This window comes from Streptococcus mitis, assembly GCF_009496205.1.
Taxonomy (GTDB): Bacteria; Bacillota; Bacilli; order Lactobacillales; family Streptococcaceae; genus Streptococcus; species Streptococcus mitis_BN.
This window is the reverse complement of sequence record NZ_WIJO01000020.1, coordinates 14135-31980: the sequence shown is the minus strand read 5'-3', so window position 1 is coordinate 31980 and position 17846 is coordinate 14135. Positions and strand designations below refer to the sequence as shown.

Below are 17846 nucleotides of genomic sequence, written 5' to 3'. Positions count from 1 at the left end.
ACTAAAGAAGAATATGAACAGTTTGAGAATAATTTTTTTTTAAATAATGATTTGCATTCTTTAAAAGTTAAGTTTATTCTGCGAAAAATAATAGATCAATTAACGACACAATCTTTTAATTACTCTTTTATTCTCGAAGATGAGCGAAGCTGGTATAGACATACTAAAGCATTGGCTGAGTTTAAATTTAAACAACATGATATTAGCAAATTTTTGCGACAACTAGCTTCAAAACCAACGATACTTTCCGATGAGACATTTTTTTTAAAAATTAATTATATAGATTCTCAAACTCAGGTATTTTACGATTTTAGTATAGAATTTTCAGATTATTTAAAAGAATTGGGAATTGATGATGGAAAGTTTAAAAATATCTTGTTGCAACTATCTGAACCAGGAAAAAAAGGTATGTATGATGGAAGAACATATCGTTTTGCAGAGGAATTTTATGATCCTTCTCAAGGAGTTGATGATGCACGAGCCATTGTAGAGAGAGAAAATACAGTTGGTATCATTTTATTTTATCCACACGATTATTCGGAGAATGCTGACCCAAATCACCAGCCGCTACGAAATGGTATTATTGTAACTGTAAATGGCTTTGATGAGTTTATACTATATCCATACTTAGGTTATATTGGTCTACATTCTCACAAACCATCTTATCTCACTGAATTTAAAAAAGAATTGAGTGATCAAAATATCCTAGTTTACGAAGTAGAAGATGAAAATTTATGGAAAGGATGTTTCGAAAAAGATAATAAAGACCTCAAAGATAAAATTTTTGAGGTCTGTAAAAAAGAAATAAAAAGATGGCTTAGTGATATGAAATATAGAAGAAGCTGATAGGAATTTGGGCTGAACTATTGATTTATAAGATTATGAAGTTTAGGAGATGTTGTCTCTTCTTGGGAATATATAGGTTTCCAAATTCTAATGAAAGTTAGCCAAATGAAAATTCTAAAATAATTAGAATATTTATCTTTTTGAATAGGCAGTGACTGGCATCCGAATATTGCAGGATGAGAAAAGCTATTATCAAAACTGGTTAGCCGAGCTGGAGAAGGAATTAACCGAAGGAGTTTAACATGGAAATAGAGATTTCTGATTTCACAGGCTGTAAGATTGCTTTGTTTTGTGGGGATAAGCTCTTGACTATCTTACGCGATGATAAGGCAAACATTCCCTGGCCCAATATGTGGGAACTTCCCGGCGGTGGCCGTGAAGGTGATGAAACTCCTTTTGAGTGCGTGGAGCGTGAAGTTTTTGAGGAACTGGGAGTTCATCTGACTGAGGATTGTCTGCTTTGGAGTAAGGTTTATCCAAGCATGCTTTTTGCGGATAAACAATCTGTATTTCTAGTCGGTCAGTTGACACAGGACCAGTTTGACAGTATCGTATTTGGAGATGAAGGTCAGGCCTATCAGTTGAAGAATGTCGAGGAATTTCTTAGATCCAGTCAAGTTGTACCTCAGTTGCAAGAGAGATTAAAAGATTATTTAAAAGTAAGTGATTAGAAAGGATGGTTCAGTTAAATTTCTAAACTGAACCCGCCCTAAACACTGTACCAAAAAGATAAACTTCTCTTAGATACAAGCGTATTCAGAGAATTTTCTATTTTGGCTTTGTGTTTTACGGGCTTGGTATCTTAATAATGGAAACATGGCAAGAGTTAAAAGTTACAGTTAAGCGTGAGGGGGAGGAGTTGGTTTCCAATCTCTTGATTGAGCTGGGAGCTCAAGGAGTCGCAATCGAAGACAGCATGGACTATGTGGGAAATGTTGACTGTTTTGGTGAAATTTTTCCAGAGGTTGAGCAACAAGAAGAAATCGTGGTAACAGCCTACTATCCTGATACGATTGATGTGGCAGTGGTTGAAGCGGACTTACAGGCTCGCTTAGCAGAATTGACAGATTTTATGGATTTGGGTGAGGTCAAGATGGGGACGACTGCCTTGGCTGAGGAAGACTGGGCAGACAACTGGAAGAAATACTACGAACCAGCTCGAATTACTCATGACTTGACTATAGTGCCGTCTTGGACAGACTATGAGGCGACTGCGGGAGAAAAGATTATCAAGCTGGATCCTGGCATGGCTTTTGGTACTGGGACACATCCAACAACTAAGATGAGCCTCTTTGCCTTGGAGCAGGTCCTTCGTGGTGGTGAAACGGTGCTGGATGTGGGGACAGGATCAGGGGTCCTCTCCATTGCTAGCTCGCTTCTTGGTGCCAAGGAAATTTTCGCCTATGACCTGGATGATGTGGCGGTTCGTGTGGCTCAGGAAAATATTGAGCTCAACCCTGGCATGGAAAACATCCATGTAGCTGCAGGTGACTTGCTCAAGGGTGTTGAGATTGAGGCAGATGTGATTGTGGCTAATATATTGGCGGATATCCTCATTCATCTGACGGAGGATGCCTATCGCTTGGTCAAGGATGAAGGCTATCTCATCATGAGTGGCATTATCAAGGACAAGTGGGACATGGTGCGCGAGTCAGCAGAGTCAGCTGGATTTTTCCTTGAAACCCACATGATTCAAGGGGAATGGAATGCCTGTGTCTTTAAGAAGACCAAGGATATTTCAGGGGTGATTGGAGGCTAGCATGCAGCAGTATTTTGTCAAAGGTAGTGCAATCTCTCCTGTGACCATTGAGGACAAGGAAACCAGCAAGCATATGTTTCAGGTTATGCGCCTGAAAGAAGAGGATGAGGTAACCTTAGTCTTTGATGATGGCATCAAGCGCTTGGCGCGCGTGCTGGATGTGGAAAATCGTCAGTTTGAGTTGGTCCAAGAATTAACTGACAATGTAGAACTACCAATCCAAGTGACCATAGCATCAGGTTTTCCCAAGGGAGACAAGCTGGAGTTCATCACTCAAAAAGTAACAGAACTAGGTGCCAGCCAAATCTGGGCCTTTCCTGCTGACTGGTCAGTAGCCAAATGGGATGGCAAGAAATTGGGCAAAAAGGTTGAAAAACTAGAAAAAATTGCCCTTGGAGCAGCAGAACAAAGCAAGCGTAATATAGTCCCAAGTATCAAGCTTTTTGAGAAAAAAGCAGATTTTCTAGCTCAGTTGGACCAGTTTGACTCTATCGTAGTGGCCTATGAAGAATCAGCAAAAGAAGGAGAAGCAGCTGCTCTCTTGCAAGCAGTTGCTGGTCTTGAAAAAGGAGCCAAATTGCTCTTTATCTTTGGACCAGAAGGCGGTCTCTCACCTGCAGAAATCGAGAGTTTTGAAGCTAAAGGAGCTGTCTTGGCAGGCCTAGGTCCTCGTATTTTGCGAGCAGAAACAGCCCCACTTTACGCCTTATCAGCCCTTAGTGTTTTATTAGAATTAGAGAAATAAGAGGAAGAAAATGGAACAAAAACACCGCTCAGAATTTCCAGAGAAGGAACTTTGGGATTTAACAGCCCTATACCAAGACCGTGAGGATTTCTTGCGTGCAATCGAGAAAGCTCGCGAAGATATCAACCAATTTAGCCGTGACTACAAGGGCAATCTGCATACTTTTGAAGATTTCGAGAAGGCCTTTGCGGAATTGGAACAAATCTACATTCAGATGAGCCATATTGGCAACTATGGTTTTATGCCGCAAACGACAGACTATAGCAATGAAGAATTTGCCAATATTGCCCAAGCTGGGATGGAATTTGAAACAGATGCCAGCGTAGCCTTGACCTTCTTTGACGATGCCTTGGTGGCAGCAGACGAGGAAGTCTTGGACCGATTGGGTGAGCTTCCCCACTTGACGGCAGCTATTCGTCAGGCCAAAATCAAAAAAGCCCACTATCTAGGGGCTGATGTGGAGAAGGCCTTGACCAATCTTGGTGAAGTTTTCTACAGTCCGCAGGATATTTACACTAAAATGCGAGCCGGGGACTTTGAAATGGCTGACTTTGAAGCCCATGGCAAAACCTACAAAAACAGCTTTGTGACCTATGAAAATTTCTACCAAAACCACGAGGACGCTGAGGTTCGTGAGAAATCTTTCCGTTCCTTCTCAGAGGGACTTCGTAAGCACCAAAATACGGCTGCAGCAGCCTATTTAGCCCAAGTTAAGTCTGAAAAACTCTTGGCAGATATGAAGGGCTACGATTCAGTCTTTGATTATCTTCTAGCTGAACAAGAAGTAGACCGTGCTATGTTTGATCGTCAGATCGACCTCATTATGAAGGATTTTGCGCCAGTCGCTCAGAGATACCTCAAGCATGTTGCCAAGGTTAATGCTCTTGAAAAGATGACCTTTGCAGACTGGAAATTGGACTTGGACAGCGCCCTGAATCCTGAAGTGACTATTGAAGACGCCTATGATTTGGTCATGAAGTCGGTAGAACCTTTGGGGCAAGAATATTGTCAGGAAGTTGCTCGCTATCAAGAAGAACGCTGGGTGGACTTTGCTGCCAATAGTGGCAAGGATTCTGGCGGTTATGCGGCGGATCCATATCGTGTGCACCCTTATGTCCTCATGAGCTGGACAGGTCGTTTGAGCGATGTTTATACCTTGATTCATGAAATCGGGCATTCTGGCCAATTCATCTTCTCAGATAATCACCAAAGTTACTTTAACGCTCACATGTCTACTTACTATGTCGAAGCGCCGTCAACCTTCAATGAATTGCTTTTAAGTGATTACTTGGAGCACCAGTCTGACGATCCACGTCAAAAACGCTTCGCTCTTGCCCACCGCTTGACAGATACCTACTTCCATAATTTCATCACCCACCTCTTGGAAGCAGCCTTCCAGCGTAAGGTTTATACATTGATTGAAGAAGGGGAGACTTTCGGAGCAAGCAAACTCAACAGCATTATGAAGGAAGTCTTGACCGATTTCTGGGGAGATACCATTGAAATTGACGATGATGCAGCTTTGACTTGGATGCGCCAAGCTCACTACTACATGGGCTTGTATAGTTACACTTACTCAGCAGGACTAGTCATCTCGACTGCGGGTTACCTCCATCTGAAACATTCAGAAACTGGAGCTGAAGATTGGCTCAATCTCCTCAAATCAGGTGGCAGCAAGACACCACTTGAGTCAGCCATGATTATCGGAGCAGATATTTCAACAGATAAACCACTCCGTGATACTATCCAATTCTTGTCAGACACAGTTGACCAGATTATCGCCTACAGTGCCCAGTTGGGAGAGTAAAGGTATCTGGTGTCGGATTTAAGGACGGTTTATTGATAATATGAATACACAAAAATCACCTGTTTTAGGTGATTTTTTTATACTTTAAAAATTTATTCAAATTTCCCTTTATTGGCTTCATTTGCTGCCTTCATGCTAATTTGTAAAAGGTTGGCGAGATTTTCATTATCCAGGCTAGCTTCTCCATTATTATCCACTTTTATGGCGAGGTAATGAGTGCTGCGATCAAGATAATCCATTCCCTCTAAATCTACGTAATTGTCAGCTTTAAAATCGAGAGCTGCTAATTGATAAACAAATCGAATATTTAGAGCTTTAGCGTAGTCTGTATTTAGAATTTTTTGTTGTTCTTCAATCAAGCCTTGGAAGAAATCTAAATCATTTTGATGATAAGAAGCCTTCACTTCGTATTGGTAGGTGTCTACAGCTGGGGATATAAATTTCAAATAAACCAAGTCACCTTCTACCTTATAATCTTCAAGAGTATAGGCTCCTGCTTTTCCTAGAGCATTGGTATTGACCTTGAAAAACATAGGTGCATAAATTTTGAGAGGATATTTTTCTCCCTTATACTCAAAGATGGTATCATTTGAAAAATTCGGATGGATTTTAGTCAACTCAGGGACTAAATATTCGTTCCAAATCTTATCAAATAATTCTTCTTGATTGCTAGCACCCGATGCTTTCACAACTAGGTCAAGATTTTCTTGATTGACAAAGACGGCATCCACTAATTTGAGGGCTGTTTGAACCTTAGAATCCGAAATTTCCTTTTTCTTTTTTTCAAGATTCTCAGTCGCCTCTTTAGTGCGATCTAAAGTTTTATTAAATTGACTGCCACTGTTGGTTTCAACAAAGGTTCTCTCATAGTTTGTAGGTTCAACTTTGGCATTCCAGTCAAATGAAGCAGCATGACCGGTTACATCTTTCTTATGGTAGGTTGCCATCTCTGTATTTGTTGTATTTTCTGTATTGTTTGTAGCAGTATTTGATGATTTAGATGAACAGCCAACGAGGCCAAATGCTAAAATTGTAACAGTGGTTAGAAAATAAACTCTAAACTTTTTTCTCATGGTAGTCTCCTTTTCCAAAAACGTTTATTGTATATTATCAATTATACCATTCTATTCAATTTTTTGTATGATTTATTAGAAAAATGTTTGATTGACCACTGCATACTTTTAAGAAGTGGGCTTTCTATAAAACTTTCCAATCAATTTTCTTGAAACCCTTTCCTACTTTTGATAGACTAGTATCTGGTTTTTGAAAAAAGGAGAAAGAAAATGAAAAAATTTGTTGCTGAATTAATCGGTACTTTCATGCTTGTGTTCGTTGGGACAGGAGCTGTTGTTTTTGGAAATGGTCTTGATGGCCTTGGTCACCTTGGAATCGCCTTTGCCTTTGGTTTAGCCATCGTGGTTGCTGCTTATTCAATCGGAACTATTTCAGGTGCTCACTTGAACCCAGCGGTTTCGATTGCTATGTTTGTAAACAAACGTTTGTCATCAAAAGACCTTGTCAATTACATCCTTGGACAAGTTGTTGGAGCTTTCATCGCTTCTGGCGCTGTTTTCTTCCTCTTGGCGAACTCAGGGATGTCAACTGCTAGTCTTGGTGAAAATGCCTTGGCAAACGGTGTTACTGTCTTTGGTGGTTTCTTGTTTGAAGTCATCGCAACCTTCTTGTTTGTCTTGGTTATCATGACCGTGACTTCAGAAAGCAAGGGCAATGGAGCGATTGCTGGTTTGGTAATCGGTTTGTCCTTGATGGCCATGATCCTTGTGGGATTGAACATTACTGGACTTTCAGTAAACCCAGCTCGTAGCTTGGCACCTGCTGTCTTGGTAGGTGGTGCAGCCCTTCAACAAGTATGGATTTTCATCCTTGCTCCAATCGTTGGTGGGATTCTTGCAGCCCTTGTTGCTAAAAACTTCCTTGGAACAGAAGAATAATTGAAACTCAAAAAGCCTTGCTCCTCGATTTGAGGAACAGGGCTTTTTCTTATCTGTTTATACTCAATGAAAATCAAAGGGCAAACTAGGAAACTAGCCGCAGGCTGTACTTGAGTACGGCAAGGCGACGTTGACGCGGTTTGAATTTGATTTTCGAAGAGTATTAACGGTTGTCAATTTTCTCTGGATAGAGGTCGTGTTGGAAGAGGCGTTGTTCTGCCAAGCCTTCATACTTAGTTCCTGGCTTACCGTAATTGTAGTAGGGGTCAATTGAGATGCCACCGCGTGGAGTAAATTTTCCCCAAACCTCTAAATAGCGAGGGTCTAGCAATTTGACCAAGTCTTTCCCGATGGTGTTGATACAGTTTTCGTGGAAATCTCCGTGGTTTCGGTAGCTAAAGAGGTAGAGTTTGAGGGATTTTGACTCAACACAGAGCTTGTCAGGAATGTAGGAAATATAAATAGTTGCAAAGTCTGGCTGAGCAGTGATTGGGCAAAGTGAGGTAAATTCAGGACAGTTAAATTTGATGAAATAGTCATTTTCCACATGACGATTGTCAAAGGATTCGAGGACTTCTGGTTGATACTCGAAAATGTAGTTGGTTTCTTTGTTGCCTAGTAGGCTTAGGTTTTTCATTTCTTCTTGTTGTGACATGATTTTTTCTTTCTAATCTTAAACACCACGTTGATTATCGTAGAGGAGGGTATGCAGTTGAGGAAGGACGCGGACATTGCCCCAGCTATCGTCGGCAGCGATGCGTTCCCAGAGTTCTTTGAGACGATCCAATTGGTCTTGGACAATATTACCTGTAGCCTTGGGCTCAGGATTTCCAGCCGATAAGAAGAGGACATCTGGTTGGTAGCGTTCTTGTATGCCTCTGGCAAAGGCCAAATCTGCATCGTCAAAGACAGGGATTTTAAAGGTGACCTTGTCTGGATCCAGTTGGGAAACGATAAAGTCCAAGGTCTCAAAGTTGACTTCCATCTTGGATGAAGGAGGTTTGGGACTCAGAGTGACCTGGTCGATGTCTTTTAACCAATTTTGCCAGCGGGAACCTTGGGTCTCAACAGCCAGAGTGACACCACGTTCCTTGAGTTTAGTGACCAATTCGGCCATGTTGGCTGCTAGGATAGCAGGATTTCCCCCAGACAGGGTGACGTAGTCGTAGCTTCCTAGTTTATCCAAGGCAGCAATGACTTCGTCAGCAGTCATACGAGTTGGCTTTTCAGAACCATCCCAAGTAAAGGCAGAATCGCACCAGTCGCAGTGGTAGTCGCAACCAGCAGTGCGGACAAACATGGTTTTCTGCCCGATTGCACGGCCTTCGCCTTGAAAGGTTGGGCCAAAAATTTCTAGAACTGGTAGTTTGAGGACACGTTCCCTAGTCATCTAACCACTCCCGTCTAAACTCCGCAAAGGCAGTCGGAGTTTCATAGAGGCGAACATATTCCAAACGGAGACCACGTTCGTCTGGCAACTCTTGACTCATGGTTTGGAAAATCCAGTAAACCATATTTTCAGCAGTCGTGTTCATATAAGGCAGAGTCTCATTGAGATAACGATGGTCCAAGTGGGGCTCTAAGTAGTTCTTGTAAATAGCTTTGATGTCTCCGAAATCGTAGGTCATGCCACGCTCATCTAAAAATCCACTAACAGCAATCTGCAGATGATAGGTGTGGCCATGAAGGGATTTGCATTTCCCCTCATAGTGAAAGAGGTGGTGGGCAGCATCGAAAGTGAACTCTTTGGAGACTAGAGTCCGATAAGGATTGTAAACGAGAGATTCTCCAGTTTCCTGTTTGATTTCTTTGGGTGCAAAAAACATTAGGCCTCTCCTTTCTGTGAGAGATAAACATCTAACCCATGTTGACGTAGGTGGCAGGCTGGACAATCTCCACAGCCACTTCCAATAATCCCGTTGTAGCAGGTCAAGGTCTTTTCACGAACATAGTCAAAGGCACCGAGTTGGTCGGCTAATTCCCAAGTTTCAGCCTTGTCCAGCCACATGAGAGGTGTTTGGATAACGAAGTCGTAATCCATGGCAAGGTTGAGGGTAACATTAAGGGATTTGACAAAGACATCTCGACAATCGGGGTAGCCTGAGAAGTCTGTCTCGCAGACACCTGTCACGATATCTTTAATACCTCGTTGCTTAGCAAGAACAGCCGCAAAGGACAGAAAGAGGTGGTTGCGACCGTCAACGAAGGTATTGGGAACCTCTCCCTCTTTTTGCTCAATTTCCAGATCAGAGGTTAGAGCATTTTCAGTGATTTGTCCCAGCAGAGACATATCTAGGATGTGATGGCGAATGCCCTGTTCCTTGGCGATTTCTCTAGCGACTTGAATTTCGAGATGATGACGTTGGCCGTAGGCAAAGGTAACGGCTTCTACCGTTTCATAGTGTTTTTTAGCCCAAAAGAGGCAGGTTGTAGAATCTTGACCGCCACTAAAGACGACCAAGGCTGATTGACGTTTCATAGTACTCCTTCCGAAATGGGAAATGTTCAGAGCACGCAAAAAGCTCCCTTGAGGGAGCTAAAAAATACCAAGTCAAGGTTTTTTTTAGCGATGGCATGTCCCAAACATCGTAATATTCTACATACAGTCTAGCATATTTTTTGAAAAATGGCAAAGGGCAAGAAAAAAGAGACCAAAGAAAGTACTTGGTCTCTAGTGTGATTAGCTCAATTCAGCAACGATGGCCTTGATTTGTTCTGCTGTGTGAACACCAGCAACTTGTTTGACAACTTGGCCGTCTTTTTTGAAGAGAAGGGTTGGGATAGACATGATTCCAAAAGCACGAGCTGTGTTTGGATTTTCATCAACGTCCATTTTAACGATTTTTAAAACATCTTCTGAAAGTTCTTCAGACAATTTGTCCAAGATTGGACCTTGCATACGACATGGACCACACCAAGTTGCCCAGAAGTCTACCAAGACCAAACCGTCTTTTGTTTCTTGTTCGAATGTTGCATCTGTAATTGCTTTTGCCATTGTATTTCTCCTTTTTTAGTTATATTGGCTTAAATCTTGTTTCTTGAGATAGAAGAAGATATCTCCATAAGTCCCATGGTAGTCCAAATCATGACCGTTGTAGGTTAATTTTTGGACAGGATAGTAGTCTGCGACGCCGATAAGGCAAGCTTGTTGCGAACGATCAAAGTCGTCATAAGATTCGAAAGTTACAGTTCTTTCGTTCTTGCTGGCATCTAGATAGGTAATTTCAATCATGTTTAAAACTCCTTTGTTTAATGATGACTTTATTTTACTCCTTGTAAAAGAGAATGTCAAGAAAAATGATTGCGCACGCAACTTTTTTCTAAAATCATCTTAAATCAAGAAATCCAAACTAGTTTCCAAGCTTTCTTCGACAGCCTTTTGTAGCGAGGCCAGTGTCTTTTGACCATCACCTGTCAGGCAGATAAAGCTAGAACGCCTATCTTGATCGCAACACCTGCGACTAAGTAGACCGCAATTTTTAGCTTCTAAGCGAGCCACCATCCGAGAAACAGCGCTCGGGCTCAGATGAAGTTTATCAGGCAAATCAATCTGTCGTAGAGATTTTTCTTGGGCCAAGTCCAGATAGTAGAGTAGGTAAAACTCTTTCAAGGTCAGACTTTGGTCACTCTGCTGGGCAATGGTCTCTTCCAAGAGACTTTCAATTTCTTTCTGACGCCGATTGAAGTCAAACCATTTTTCCAAATAGGTCATAGTATCTCCTTTCTTTTTAGAGTTATAAATAGAAGAAAGTCCATTCACGGACAATCTCTGCATCACAAGATGATTGCGCATGCAATAATTATACTACTTTTCAAGAAGGCTGGCAAGAAAGACGCTGAAATCTTTTATCCTAAATTACGCTGTTTTCACTAGTCTTTAATTGTCTGTATCCCCTTTCCTCTCTAATTTTTAATGACTTTTGTGCATTTCCTTGAAATTTTCTGAAAAAAGAGTAAACTGGTATGCAAGAAGTCTATTTCGTGGAGTTTAGGATGAAATTATATGTTCAATTAATGATTCTCTTTGTGATTTCTCTAATCGGAGAGGGAATTTCCAGTTTCTTTCATTTGCCCATCCCAGGCAGTATTATCGGTTTGATTATTCTTTTTCTAGCCCTACAATTCAAGTGGCTGAGAACTAGGCATGTCAACATGGTGGGGAATTTCTTGCTGGCCAATATGACCATTCTCTTTTTGCCGCCAGCAGTGGGAATCATGGAAAAGTTTGATGTGATTGCTCCCTATCTTTTGCCCATTGTTTTGATTGTCTTTTTTGCAGCAGTCATCAATATTATCCTCATAGCCTTGGTAGTTCAGTTCATCAAACGACGGTTTGAGGGAGATTATGAGAAAGGAGATGCCAAATGAGTGAATTTGTTTCCAATCCCCTGTTTGGGCTTGCCCTGTCTATCCTAGCTTATCTAGTAGGAATGCTGATTTACAGACGTTTTCCCCATCCTTTGACAACGCCCTTGCTTTTGTCAGCTATTTTCATTATCATCTTTCTAAAGGTGACGGGTATTTCTTACCAAGATTACTACCAAGGTGGGGTTTATCTGAACAACTTGATTGTCCCATCGACTGTTGCTCTAGGGATTCCCCTTTATAAGAGTTTTCACTTGATGAAGCACCATGCTCGGAGTATTCTCTTTGGTAGTCTGCTAGCAGTAGTTGTCAATACCTCTTTCACAGCCCTTGTGGCCAAAATCTTTGGCATGGATTTTTTCCTAGCCATTTCTCTCTTTCCCAAGTCAGTAACAACCGCCATGGCAGTGGGAATCACAGAAAAATTGCAAGGTCTGACGACCGTGACCTTGGTGGTTGTAGTGGCAACTGGGATTTTAACCAGTGTCATCGGCCCAACCCTTTTGAAGTGGTTGAAAATTGACGACCCAGTAGCTGTTGGTCTTTCCCTTGGAGGAACAGGCCATGCAGTCGGAACAGGGACAGCCTTTCGATATGGTTCTGTAGCAGGAGCCATGGGTGGCTTGGCTATCGGTGTCACCGGTATTCTCTATGTCTTTGTCAGCCCCATTGTAGCCAGTTTGATATTGAGTTAAAAAGAGGCTGGGACAAAAAGATTTTGATTTTAGGAATTCTTTATTATAAAATTTTAAAATCGATAGATTAGATAAAAAAGCGAACAAAACAGAATTCTAAGTTTCAGATAACTCGTTTTGTTCGCTTTTTATATTTAAGGTTAGACTTTTGTCCCAGCCTCTTTTGATACCGAAAGTTCTATAATGAAGTTAGAAGATTAGAGAAATTTGCCAACATACTTGATAAAATAAAACCTCAAAATACCACTAATTTATGAAGTGAATTTGAATCAAGCTGGTTATTAGCTTTAGGGGTTATTCAAAGTTTAAGAAGAATTCTAATGATAGGATAAATTAAACAGTATCTAATTCCTTCAAATAATTTTCTATCTTCATCAACATTAAAGGATTGTTATAAATCTTACATAACTCTCTTGCTTCTATATAATAATTTTTGACTTGTTCTTTGTCTAGAAATTTGGCTCCAGCATTTCCTACAAGAATAAGTAGAGGAGCCAGTTGGTAGCTTGTCTGTCTTTGTTTACAGAGTTCAATCGTCTCAAGAGCTTCTTGGATGGCTTCGTTATATTTTCCCTTTGATACTAGGTAGTGAGCGTAGTTGTAACGAACTCTGATGTAACCAAATAAAAACTCCTGATGCTCAAAATTTTTTGTCTGATATAACTCCATCAAATGAGAGTAGTTTGCCTCATATTCTTGTTCACGACCCACTAAGGAATAGAAATTAGATAGAGTATTCAACGCCTTTAAATAAATCAGAGTATTTGAAGAGACTTTTAATAATATATTTTCCAATGAAGAAATTGCCTCACACTTACTGTCATATTGATAGAAGTCAATAATAGCTTTAATCCATTCAAGATAAGTTCGGTCTTCTAGTGTTAGAAAAGTACTTCGTTCAATCTCTATTCTATAAATATATTCCAAATTGTCATAATTTCTGTCATCTAATAGTCGAGCAGATAATTGCTTGAAATTAGAGAGATTAGATTTAATTTCAATTTGTTCATTAAAAAAATAATCTAATGGTACTTCAAGTCGTTGTGAGAGTTTGAACAAAAGGTCTGCGGAGGGAATAAAATGCCCTCTCTCAATTTTACTAATCTGGCTTTGTTCACAAATTCCTTCTGCAAGAGTTTGTTGGGAGAGACCTAACTCTTTTCTCTTTACTCTGAATTTCTCAGCGAGTGTATTCATAAAAGATAATAATCCTTCCTATTTGCTTAATTTCATTATAAAATTTTTAGTTCAAAATAGCAAGTTAAAGGAATAAAAAATTCTTTATGGTAATAAACTGGAAAAAAAGTCAAAAATTACATAAAAATGCTTGGCTAAATAAAATATATCTGTTAAAATAAGGATAATGAAAAAGAAAAGGGTTTCACGAATGAAGAAAAATCGTGGAATTCAAAAATTAGCTATATTAGCATTACTATGTGTTTTTACATTTAGTAACTCAATTCCTTACCAACAGTTTATTCAGAAGAATAAACAATTGGAGATTCGAGTGCAATCACAAAAGAAGTCCAATGGTCTTGATGTTGGGAAGGCAGATTAGTAAGTTTATCCTAATAATTAAGACTTTCATGTTTTTTTGCAGTTAAGAAATTTTAGTAATGCCAGACGTGTCTAATACCTAGAATACGATTAGGAACGAAAATAACTGACCAGTATTTTATATTTATTAGTGTTATTAACTATGTTCTAGTTTCTTTGCTGTTGTTACTGGAATTAAAAAAACTTAATGTGCCAAATAAAGTTAATATTTTATTGGCGAGTCTTATTTTTTTAGGGAATAGCTTAACGATTTTATACATGATGTTATAATTTAGATGAGGTGTTAACATGAGAGCCAGATCAATAGTTAATATAAAAAATTTAACCAAGCAGTATGGGGATTTTCAATTGCAAGTCCGTAACTTAGAGATTCCGGAAGGTAAGGTTATTGGACTGATTGGTGAAAACGGAGCTGGTAAATCTACTTTACTGAATCTGATTTTAAATCAACTACAGATTGAGAAGGATAGTATAAGGGTTTTTGAACAAACTTATTCAGAGCATGAGCAAGATATTAAATCGAAACTAGGGGTTGTCTTAGAACAAAACTTTTTTCCAGTTTCATTTTCGGTGGAGCAAGTTGAAAGAATGATGAGCATGATTTATCCTAGTTGGGATAAAAAGTTATTTTACACTTTTATTCAAAAGTTTAACTTACCATCTCAAAAACAGATGAAAGAATTTTCCAGAGGAATGGTGGTGAAACTTAATTTTGCGTCTGCACTCGCTCATCGCCCGAGACTATTAATTGCAGATGAGGCCACAAGTGGCTTGGATCCTATTGTTAGGCGAGAGATCTTATCTATTTTAGAAGAGTATGTTAAAAAAGAGAATATGACCGTAATCTTATCTTCACATATTTTGAGTGACTTAGAACAGGCGGCAGATTATTTTATTTTTATCCATAATGGGGAGATTCTTCTAGAGGGAGACAGAGAAAATTTACTGAACCGATTTATGATTAAAACAGAAATAAAGAACAATATGGATCAAGTAGACATTTATTATAAATTAGAAGAGGGTGATAGTGTTCGATATTTAGTAGTTGTATCTGACAAGAGTAAGGACGAGAGTAATTATGCAACGCTTTGGGAAATTTTATTATTTTTAGTCAAAGGAGAACGAATAAATGAAAGGACTACTATATAAAGATGCGCAACTTATTTTAAATAAAGTAAAGATAATTAATAGAATATTTATTGCCTTAGCCTTATTCTTAATTACAATCTTTGCAAGAGAATCGGGGACAATTTTTTTACTAATAGTGTTACCAATAAGTTTAGCTTCTCTTCCCACAGCTTTAGTTGTATCAGATAGTGAGAATGGTTGGAATCAATTTGTAGGAGTTTTTCCAATTTCAAAATCTAAGATAATTTTAGCGAGGTATCTCTCTTGTATTTCTTTTATTCTTTTGGTAAGTTCTATAGTATTGAGTTTAAGTCTTGCTACCCATGTCATGTTTAATCAATACAGTCTCAATCTACATTTAATTATGGCATTGATTGGAATAATCTTTGGAATCATGTATGTAGCCTTATTGCTTCCTTCCGTATATGCCTTTGGTGCTTTTGGAAATACGATTGTCAATATACTGGTACTATCGTTAGTTATGGGATTAGTGTATGGTCTTCAGAAAACGACTTTCGGCATGATTTTCATTAACTGGATTAGTTCAGCTAATCATTTCCTTCTAGTTATAAGTATCATAATTTTGGCCAGTATCATGATTGGGGTTTCTTTTATACTTTCAACTAAAATCTATTGTAAAATATTTATGAAGTAAAGGAGCAGTGCTATGAATAATAAGAAAATATGTCGTCTAATATCTATATGTTTAGCAATCTTTTCAGCTGTTCTTGCAGTCGTTTTATTTGCATGGGGAGAAAGAGGGCAAGTTTTTATAGCTATGGTACCTCTCTTTTTATCAAAGTTCGTAGATAATATTGGAAAAAATAAATGACGAATGACTGTGCTTGGTAGGTAAAATGAAGTTGGTGTTTTGAGGCTGGGCAAAAACTCAATTAGAGGAGAAAATAAAGCAAATTTTCTAACAATAAAACGCATAATATCAAGGATTTTTAACACTTGATATTATGCGTTTTCTGATTTTAAAGACTTTTTGTCCTATGAGTATGTTATATATCTAGGTAAAAATTATTTAAAAACTATTGCAAATTAACCTTGTTTTTCAAAATATAGTAGGTTCCGAGGTAAAAGATAGCTATGAATATGAGTTCTTCAAAAATTCCTGTACTTGCTCCAATATAGAAATTATCATTAAATCCTGCAAGTGAATTGACATAGAAGTTAGTACTGGTATTGAAGAAAACTCCAATAAATCCTATGACGATTTGGATACCAATGTAGGCTGCAACAGCGAGTGCTGTACGGTATTCATTGAACAGTTGTCCAATGGAAATGGCCAAGTAGATGCAGAGGATTCCAGAAATGGTATTTAGTAGGAAGGATAAGACAGTAAGACTAAAGCCGGTAAAATGTTCTGCAACAAATGACAGAAGAGTAGAAAGTTGAACTTCATCAGAATTTGTTGACAATAAGATAATATAGATACATAGGAGTAAGACAGCAGTGCTAATCAACGACCAGATAAAGGCACCGATTAGTTTGGCTGTGATGATATGGTGTTCAGAAACTGGCAAGGTTAAAGTCAGATAGCCTTGTCGGTCATAGACACTTCCTTTGAATCGTTTAATAATCAAGAAGATAGTTGAAATCACAAGTGTAACCATCAAACCACCAAAGACAGTAGATAGAAAAAAAAGTAGAACAGATAGATTTTTTTCAGGTAGTTTGATTAAGGATTGTGTCTGAATTCCAATAAGAACAGAGAGGAAGAGAACAGCACCATAAAGAGCTAAATACCACTTGTTAACATTTTTAAATTCGTAGCGAACTAAATTCCAAAACATAATAATCTCCTTTGCTTAGGCCTTAAATTCCTGACGGAAGAGTTGGTCAATGGATTCACCTGACTCATAGCGAATATCATCTACATTTCCTTGACGGACGACTTTTCCGTCTTTGAGGAAGACAATTTCATCCAAGATTGGCTCGATATCAGAAATCAAGTGGGTAGAAATCAAAACGGTAGAAGTTGGTGAGTAGTTATTGATAATGGTATTGAGGATATACTCACGGGCTGCTGGGTCCACTCCACCAATAGGTTCGTCCAGAACGTAGAGACGGGCATCACGGCTCATAACCAAAATCAGTTGTACCTTTTCCTTGTTTCCTTTTGATAGTTTCTTGAGACGACTATTTTCATCAATACCTAGGTCTGCAAGTAGATGATGGGCACGTTCCAGATTGAAATCTTTATAGAAGGTCTTGAAGTAGGTTAGGGCTTCTTTGACCTTCATTTGCTCATTGAGATAGGTCGTATCAGGCAAATACGCTACGATGGCCTTGGTTGCTGGACTTGGGTCCATGTCGTTGATAAGGACACGTCCTTGATCTGGTTGTAAGAGGCCATTGATTAGTTTAATCAATGTTGTTTTTCCTGAGCCGTTTGGCCCAAGGAGACCAACAATTTTTCCAGCTGGGATGTCAAGGGAAACATTTTCAAGGGCTGGTGTTGCTCCATAAGATTTGGATACATTTTCAAATGCTAGTAATGACATAGGCTTAAACTCCTTTAATATAATCGCCGACTACGCCTGGTAGTTCTTCTTTTTCATAGCCAAAATGGGTCATGGAGGAAACGAAGTGTTCCAATTCTTCTTCCGATAATTGTTTGCGTGATTGGGCGATTAGCTTCTTATCCTCAGTCACAAATCGTCCAGTTGTGCGCTTGCTGTAGACAAATCCTTCTCGTTCAAGGTCTGACAAGGCTCTTTGGATGGTGTTTGGATTGACACCGGCCTCGCTAGCTAGCTCTCTCACGGTTGGAAGTTGTTGATTGGGTTCCAGTGTATGGGAAACAATCTGAAGCTTGATTTTCTCCATGATCTGTAAATAAATGGGTTTTTTGTTGTCAAATGTCCAGGACATCTTGGTCTCCTTTCTTTTATCCTTTTGTCTTAATTAAATAATACAACAAAACAAAAAACTTGTCAAGCAAAAAAGAAGAATTGTTTTGGGAATCGCTTAAAAAATGGTA

At 39.1% G+C, this 17846-nt stretch carries 23 protein-coding genes and 1 pseudogene; 12 read left to right on the top strand and 12 right to left on the bottom strand.

The features are described from left to right. The 5 genes and pseudogenes from GEZ85_RS10225 to pepF all read left to right on the top strand — a co-directional run. Positions 1-846: pseudogene (locus GEZ85_RS10225) on the top strand (exonuclease SbcC); the annotation flags it as partial. A gap of 242 nt (positions 847-1088) precedes the next feature. Then, the gene (locus GEZ85_RS04915) at positions 1089-1517 is read left to right on the top strand and encodes an NUDIX hydrolase (RefSeq protein ID WP_153209635.1); all 429 of its coding nucleotides are present in this window, start codon (positions 1089-1091) and stop codon (positions 1515-1517) included. Positions 1518-1654: 137 nt separating this feature from the next. Further along, positions 1655-2605, top strand: a complete 951-nt coding sequence (prmA, locus tag GEZ85_RS04910) for a 50S ribosomal protein L11 methyltransferase (RefSeq protein ID WP_153209636.1) — start codon at positions 1655-1657, stop codon at positions 2603-2605. A 1-nt stretch (position 2606) separates the two neighbouring features. After that, a complete protein-coding gene (locus tag GEZ85_RS04905; RefSeq protein ID WP_153209637.1) occupies positions 2607-3350 on the top strand; it encodes a 16S rRNA (uracil(1498)-N(3))-methyltransferase in 744 nt (247 codons plus the stop codon). Between the two features lie 10 nt (positions 3351-3360). Beyond that, entirely contained in the window at positions 3361-5157 is a 1797-nt protein-coding gene (pepF, locus tag GEZ85_RS04900) for an oligoendopeptidase F (RefSeq protein ID WP_153209638.1), read from the top strand. Between the two features lie 92 nt (positions 5158-5249). Here pepF and GEZ85_RS04895 read toward each other — a convergent pair whose 3' ends face one another. Continuing rightward, on the bottom strand, positions 5250-6230 hold the full coding sequence (locus tag GEZ85_RS04895) for a hypothetical protein (RefSeq protein ID WP_153209639.1): 981 nt from the start codon (positions 6228-6230) through the stop codon (positions 5250-5252). A gap of 210 nt (positions 6231-6440) precedes the next feature. Here GEZ85_RS04895 and GEZ85_RS04890 point away from each other — a divergent pair, with 210 nt between their 5' ends. Then, complete coding sequence (locus GEZ85_RS04890) at positions 6441-7109, top strand: MIP/aquaporin family protein (RefSeq protein WP_153209640.1); 669 nt, start codon at positions 6441-6443, stop codon at positions 7107-7109. A 163-nt stretch (positions 7110-7272) separates the two neighbouring features. Here GEZ85_RS04890 and queF read toward each other — a convergent pair whose 3' ends face one another. The 7 genes from queF to GEZ85_RS04855 all read right to left on the bottom strand — a co-directional run bounded on the left by queF (position 7273) and on the right by GEZ85_RS04855 (position 10821). Then, positions 7273-7764 carry a preQ(1) synthase gene (gene queF / locus GEZ85_RS04885; RefSeq protein ID WP_153214806.1) on the bottom strand — a complete coding sequence of 164 codons (492 nt, stop codon included), beginning with the start codon at positions 7762-7764 and terminating at the stop codon, positions 7273-7275. 18 nt (positions 7765-7782) lie between these two features. Further along, the gene (gene queE / locus GEZ85_RS04880) at positions 7783-8499 is read right to left on the bottom strand and encodes a 7-carboxy-7-deazaguanine synthase QueE (RefSeq protein ID WP_023938861.1); all 717 of its coding nucleotides are present in this window, start codon (positions 8497-8499) and stop codon (positions 7783-7785) included. Next, positions 8492-8935: a 6-carboxytetrahydropterin synthase QueD gene (gene queD, locus GEZ85_RS04875; RefSeq protein WP_049543095.1), complete on the bottom strand. Its 444-nt coding sequence runs from the start codon at positions 8933-8935 to the stop codon at positions 8492-8494. Before queD ends, queE begins: the two co-directional genes overlap by 8 nt. Then, entirely contained in the window at positions 8935-9588 is a 654-nt protein-coding gene (queC, locus tag GEZ85_RS04870) for a 7-cyano-7-deazaguanine synthase QueC (RefSeq protein WP_153209641.1), read from the bottom strand. Before queC ends, queD begins: the two co-directional genes overlap by 1 nt. 201 nt (positions 9589-9789) lie before the next feature. Further along, positions 9790-10104, bottom strand: a complete 315-nt coding sequence (trxA, locus tag GEZ85_RS04865) for a thioredoxin (protein WP_001029581.1) — start codon at positions 10102-10104, stop codon at positions 9790-9792. A 15-nt stretch (positions 10105-10119) separates the two neighbouring features. Continuing rightward, on the bottom strand, positions 10120-10341 hold the full coding sequence (locus GEZ85_RS04860) for a DUF4649 family protein (RefSeq protein WP_000570250.1): 222 nt from the start codon (positions 10339-10341) through the stop codon (positions 10120-10122). Between the two features lie 99 nt (positions 10342-10440). Then, positions 10441-10821: a MarR family winged helix-turn-helix transcriptional regulator gene (locus GEZ85_RS04855; protein ID WP_049488288.1), complete on the bottom strand. Its 381-nt coding sequence runs from the start codon at positions 10819-10821 to the stop codon at positions 10441-10443. A gap of 281 nt (positions 10822-11102) precedes the next feature. On the opposite strand from GEZ85_RS04855, the gene GEZ85_RS04850 reads away from it, so the two are divergent. Both GEZ85_RS04850 and GEZ85_RS04845 read left to right on the top strand, forming a co-directional pair. Further along, positions 11103-11477 (top strand): CidA/LrgA family protein, encoded by a 375-nt coding sequence (locus GEZ85_RS04850; RefSeq protein ID WP_000781325.1) that lies wholly within the window; start codon positions 11103-11105, stop codon positions 11475-11477. Next, on the top strand, positions 11474-12169 hold the full coding sequence (locus tag GEZ85_RS04845) for an LrgB family protein (protein WP_001288943.1): 696 nt from the start codon (positions 11474-11476) through the stop codon (positions 12167-12169). The genes GEZ85_RS04850 and GEZ85_RS04845 overlap by 4 nt, the downstream gene beginning before the upstream one ends. A 333-nt stretch (positions 12170-12502) precedes the next feature. Here the strand turns inward: GEZ85_RS04845 and GEZ85_RS04840 are convergent, their stop codons facing one another. After that, on the bottom strand, positions 12503-13366 hold the full coding sequence (locus GEZ85_RS04840; RefSeq protein ID WP_153209642.1) for a helix-turn-helix domain-containing protein: 864 nt from the start codon (positions 13364-13366) through the stop codon (positions 12503-12505). 190 nt (positions 13367-13556) lie between these two features. Here GEZ85_RS04840 and GEZ85_RS10485 point away from each other — a divergent pair, with 190 nt between their 5' ends. The 4 genes from GEZ85_RS10485 (at position 13557) to GEZ85_RS04820 (ending at position 15686) form a co-directional block, all read left to right on the top strand. Then, positions 13557-13727 carry a PhrA family quorum-sensing system peptide gene (locus GEZ85_RS10485; protein WP_153209643.1) on the top strand — a complete coding sequence of 57 codons (171 nt, stop codon included), beginning with the start codon at positions 13557-13559 and terminating at the stop codon, positions 13725-13727. Positions 13728-14014: 287 nt separating this feature from the next. Further along, positions 14015-14875 carry an ABC transporter ATP-binding protein gene (locus GEZ85_RS04830; RefSeq protein WP_001202678.1) on the top strand — a complete coding sequence of 287 codons (861 nt, stop codon included), beginning with the start codon at positions 14015-14017 and terminating at the stop codon, positions 14873-14875. Next, positions 14856-15509 carry an ABC-2 transporter permease gene (locus GEZ85_RS04825; RefSeq protein ID WP_000677414.1) on the top strand — a complete coding sequence of 218 codons (654 nt, stop codon included), beginning with the start codon at positions 14856-14858 and terminating at the stop codon, positions 15507-15509. The genes GEZ85_RS04830 and GEZ85_RS04825 overlap by 20 nt, the downstream gene beginning before the upstream one ends. Positions 15510-15521: 12 nt before the next feature. Next, positions 15522-15686, top strand: coding sequence for a hypothetical protein (locus tag GEZ85_RS04820; RefSeq protein ID WP_153198681.1), 165 nt, complete (start codon positions 15522-15524; stop codon positions 15684-15686). 205 nt (positions 15687-15891) lie between these two features. On the opposite strand, the gene GEZ85_RS04815 is transcribed toward GEZ85_RS04820, so the two are convergent. From GEZ85_RS04815 to GEZ85_RS04805, 3 genes are read right to left on the bottom strand one after another with little or no spacing between them, the layout of a single operon-like run. Further along, positions 15892-16656, bottom strand: coding sequence for a hypothetical protein (locus GEZ85_RS04815; protein ID WP_125452812.1), 765 nt, complete (start codon positions 16654-16656; stop codon positions 15892-15894). A 15-nt stretch (positions 16657-16671) separates the two neighbouring features. Then, positions 16672-17367 carry an ABC transporter ATP-binding protein gene (locus tag GEZ85_RS04810; protein ID WP_000054197.1) on the bottom strand — a complete coding sequence of 232 codons (696 nt, stop codon included), beginning with the start codon at positions 17365-17367 and terminating at the stop codon, positions 16672-16674. Positions 17368-17371: 4 nt separating this feature from the next. Beyond that, complete coding sequence (locus GEZ85_RS04805; RefSeq protein WP_119943583.1) at positions 17372-17737, bottom strand: GntR family transcriptional regulator; 366 nt, start codon at positions 17735-17737, stop codon at positions 17372-17374. Positions 17738-17846 lie beyond the last annotated feature (109 nt).

Coding starts and splice junctions, on each gene's coding strand:
- GEZ85_RS04915 (WP_153209635.1), top strand. CDS start 1,089: ATGGAAATAGAGATTTCTGATTTCACAGGCTGTAAGATTGCTTTGTTT.
- prmA (WP_153209636.1), top strand. CDS start 1,655: ATGGAAACATGGCAAGAGTTAAAAGTTACAGTTAAGCGTGAGGGGGAG.
- GEZ85_RS04905 (WP_153209637.1), top strand. CDS start 2,607: ATGCAGCAGTATTTTGTCAAAGGTAGTGCAATCTCTCCTGTGACCATT.
- pepF (WP_153209638.1), top strand. CDS start 3,361: ATGGAACAAAAACACCGCTCAGAATTTCCAGAGAAGGAACTTTGGGAT.
- GEZ85_RS04895 (WP_153209639.1), bottom strand. CDS start 6,230: ATGAGAAAAAAGTTTAGAGTTTATTTTCTAACCACTGTTACAATTTTA.
- GEZ85_RS04890 (WP_153209640.1), top strand. CDS start 6,441: ATGAAAAAATTTGTTGCTGAATTAATCGGTACTTTCATGCTTGTGTTC.
- queF (WP_153214806.1), bottom strand. CDS start 7,764: ATGTCACAACAAGAAGAAATGAAAAACCTAAGCCTACTAGGCAACAAA.
- queE (WP_023938861.1), bottom strand. CDS start 8,499: ATGACTAGGGAACGTGTCCTCAAACTACCAGTTCTAGAAATTTTTGGC.
- queD (WP_049543095.1), bottom strand. CDS start 8,935: ATGTTTTTTGCACCCAAAGAAATCAAACAGGAAACTGGAGAATCTCTC.
- queC (WP_153209641.1), bottom strand. CDS start 9,588: ATGAAACGTCAATCAGCCTTGGTCGTCTTTAGTGGCGGTCAAGATTCT.
- trxA (WP_001029581.1), bottom strand. CDS start 10,104: ATGGCAAAAGCAATTACAGATGCAACATTCGAACAAGAAACAAAAGAC.
- GEZ85_RS04860 (WP_000570250.1), bottom strand. CDS start 10,341: ATGATTGAAATTACCTATCTAGATGCCAGCAAGAACGAAAGAACTGTA.
- GEZ85_RS04855 (WP_049488288.1), bottom strand. CDS start 10,821: ATGACCTATTTGGAAAAATGGTTTGACTTCAATCGGCGTCAGAAAGAA.
- GEZ85_RS04850 (WP_000781325.1), top strand. CDS start 11,103: ATGAAATTATATGTTCAATTAATGATTCTCTTTGTGATTTCTCTAATC.
- GEZ85_RS04845 (WP_001288943.1), top strand. CDS start 11,474: ATGAGTGAATTTGTTTCCAATCCCCTGTTTGGGCTTGCCCTGTCTATC.
- GEZ85_RS04840 (WP_153209642.1), bottom strand. CDS start 13,366: ATGAATACACTCGCTGAGAAATTCAGAGTAAAGAGAAAAGAGTTAGGT.
- GEZ85_RS10485 (WP_153209643.1), top strand. CDS start 13,557: ATGAAGAAAAATCGTGGAATTCAAAAATTAGCTATATTAGCATTACTA.
- GEZ85_RS04830 (WP_001202678.1), top strand. CDS start 14,015: ATGAGAGCCAGATCAATAGTTAATATAAAAAATTTAACCAAGCAGTAT.
- GEZ85_RS04825 (WP_000677414.1), top strand. CDS start 14,856: ATGAAAGGACTACTATATAAAGATGCGCAACTTATTTTAAATAAAGTA.
- GEZ85_RS04820 (WP_153198681.1), top strand. CDS start 15,522: ATGAATAATAAGAAAATATGTCGTCTAATATCTATATGTTTAGCAATC.
- GEZ85_RS04815 (WP_125452812.1), bottom strand. CDS start 16,656: ATGTTTTGGAATTTAGTTCGCTACGAATTTAAAAATGTTAACAAGTGG.
- GEZ85_RS04810 (WP_000054197.1), bottom strand. CDS start 17,367: ATGTCATTACTAGCATTTGAAAATGTATCCAAATCTTATGGAGCAACA.
- GEZ85_RS04805 (WP_119943583.1), bottom strand. CDS start 17,737: ATGTCCTGGACATTTGACAACAAAAAACCCATTTATTTACAGATCATG.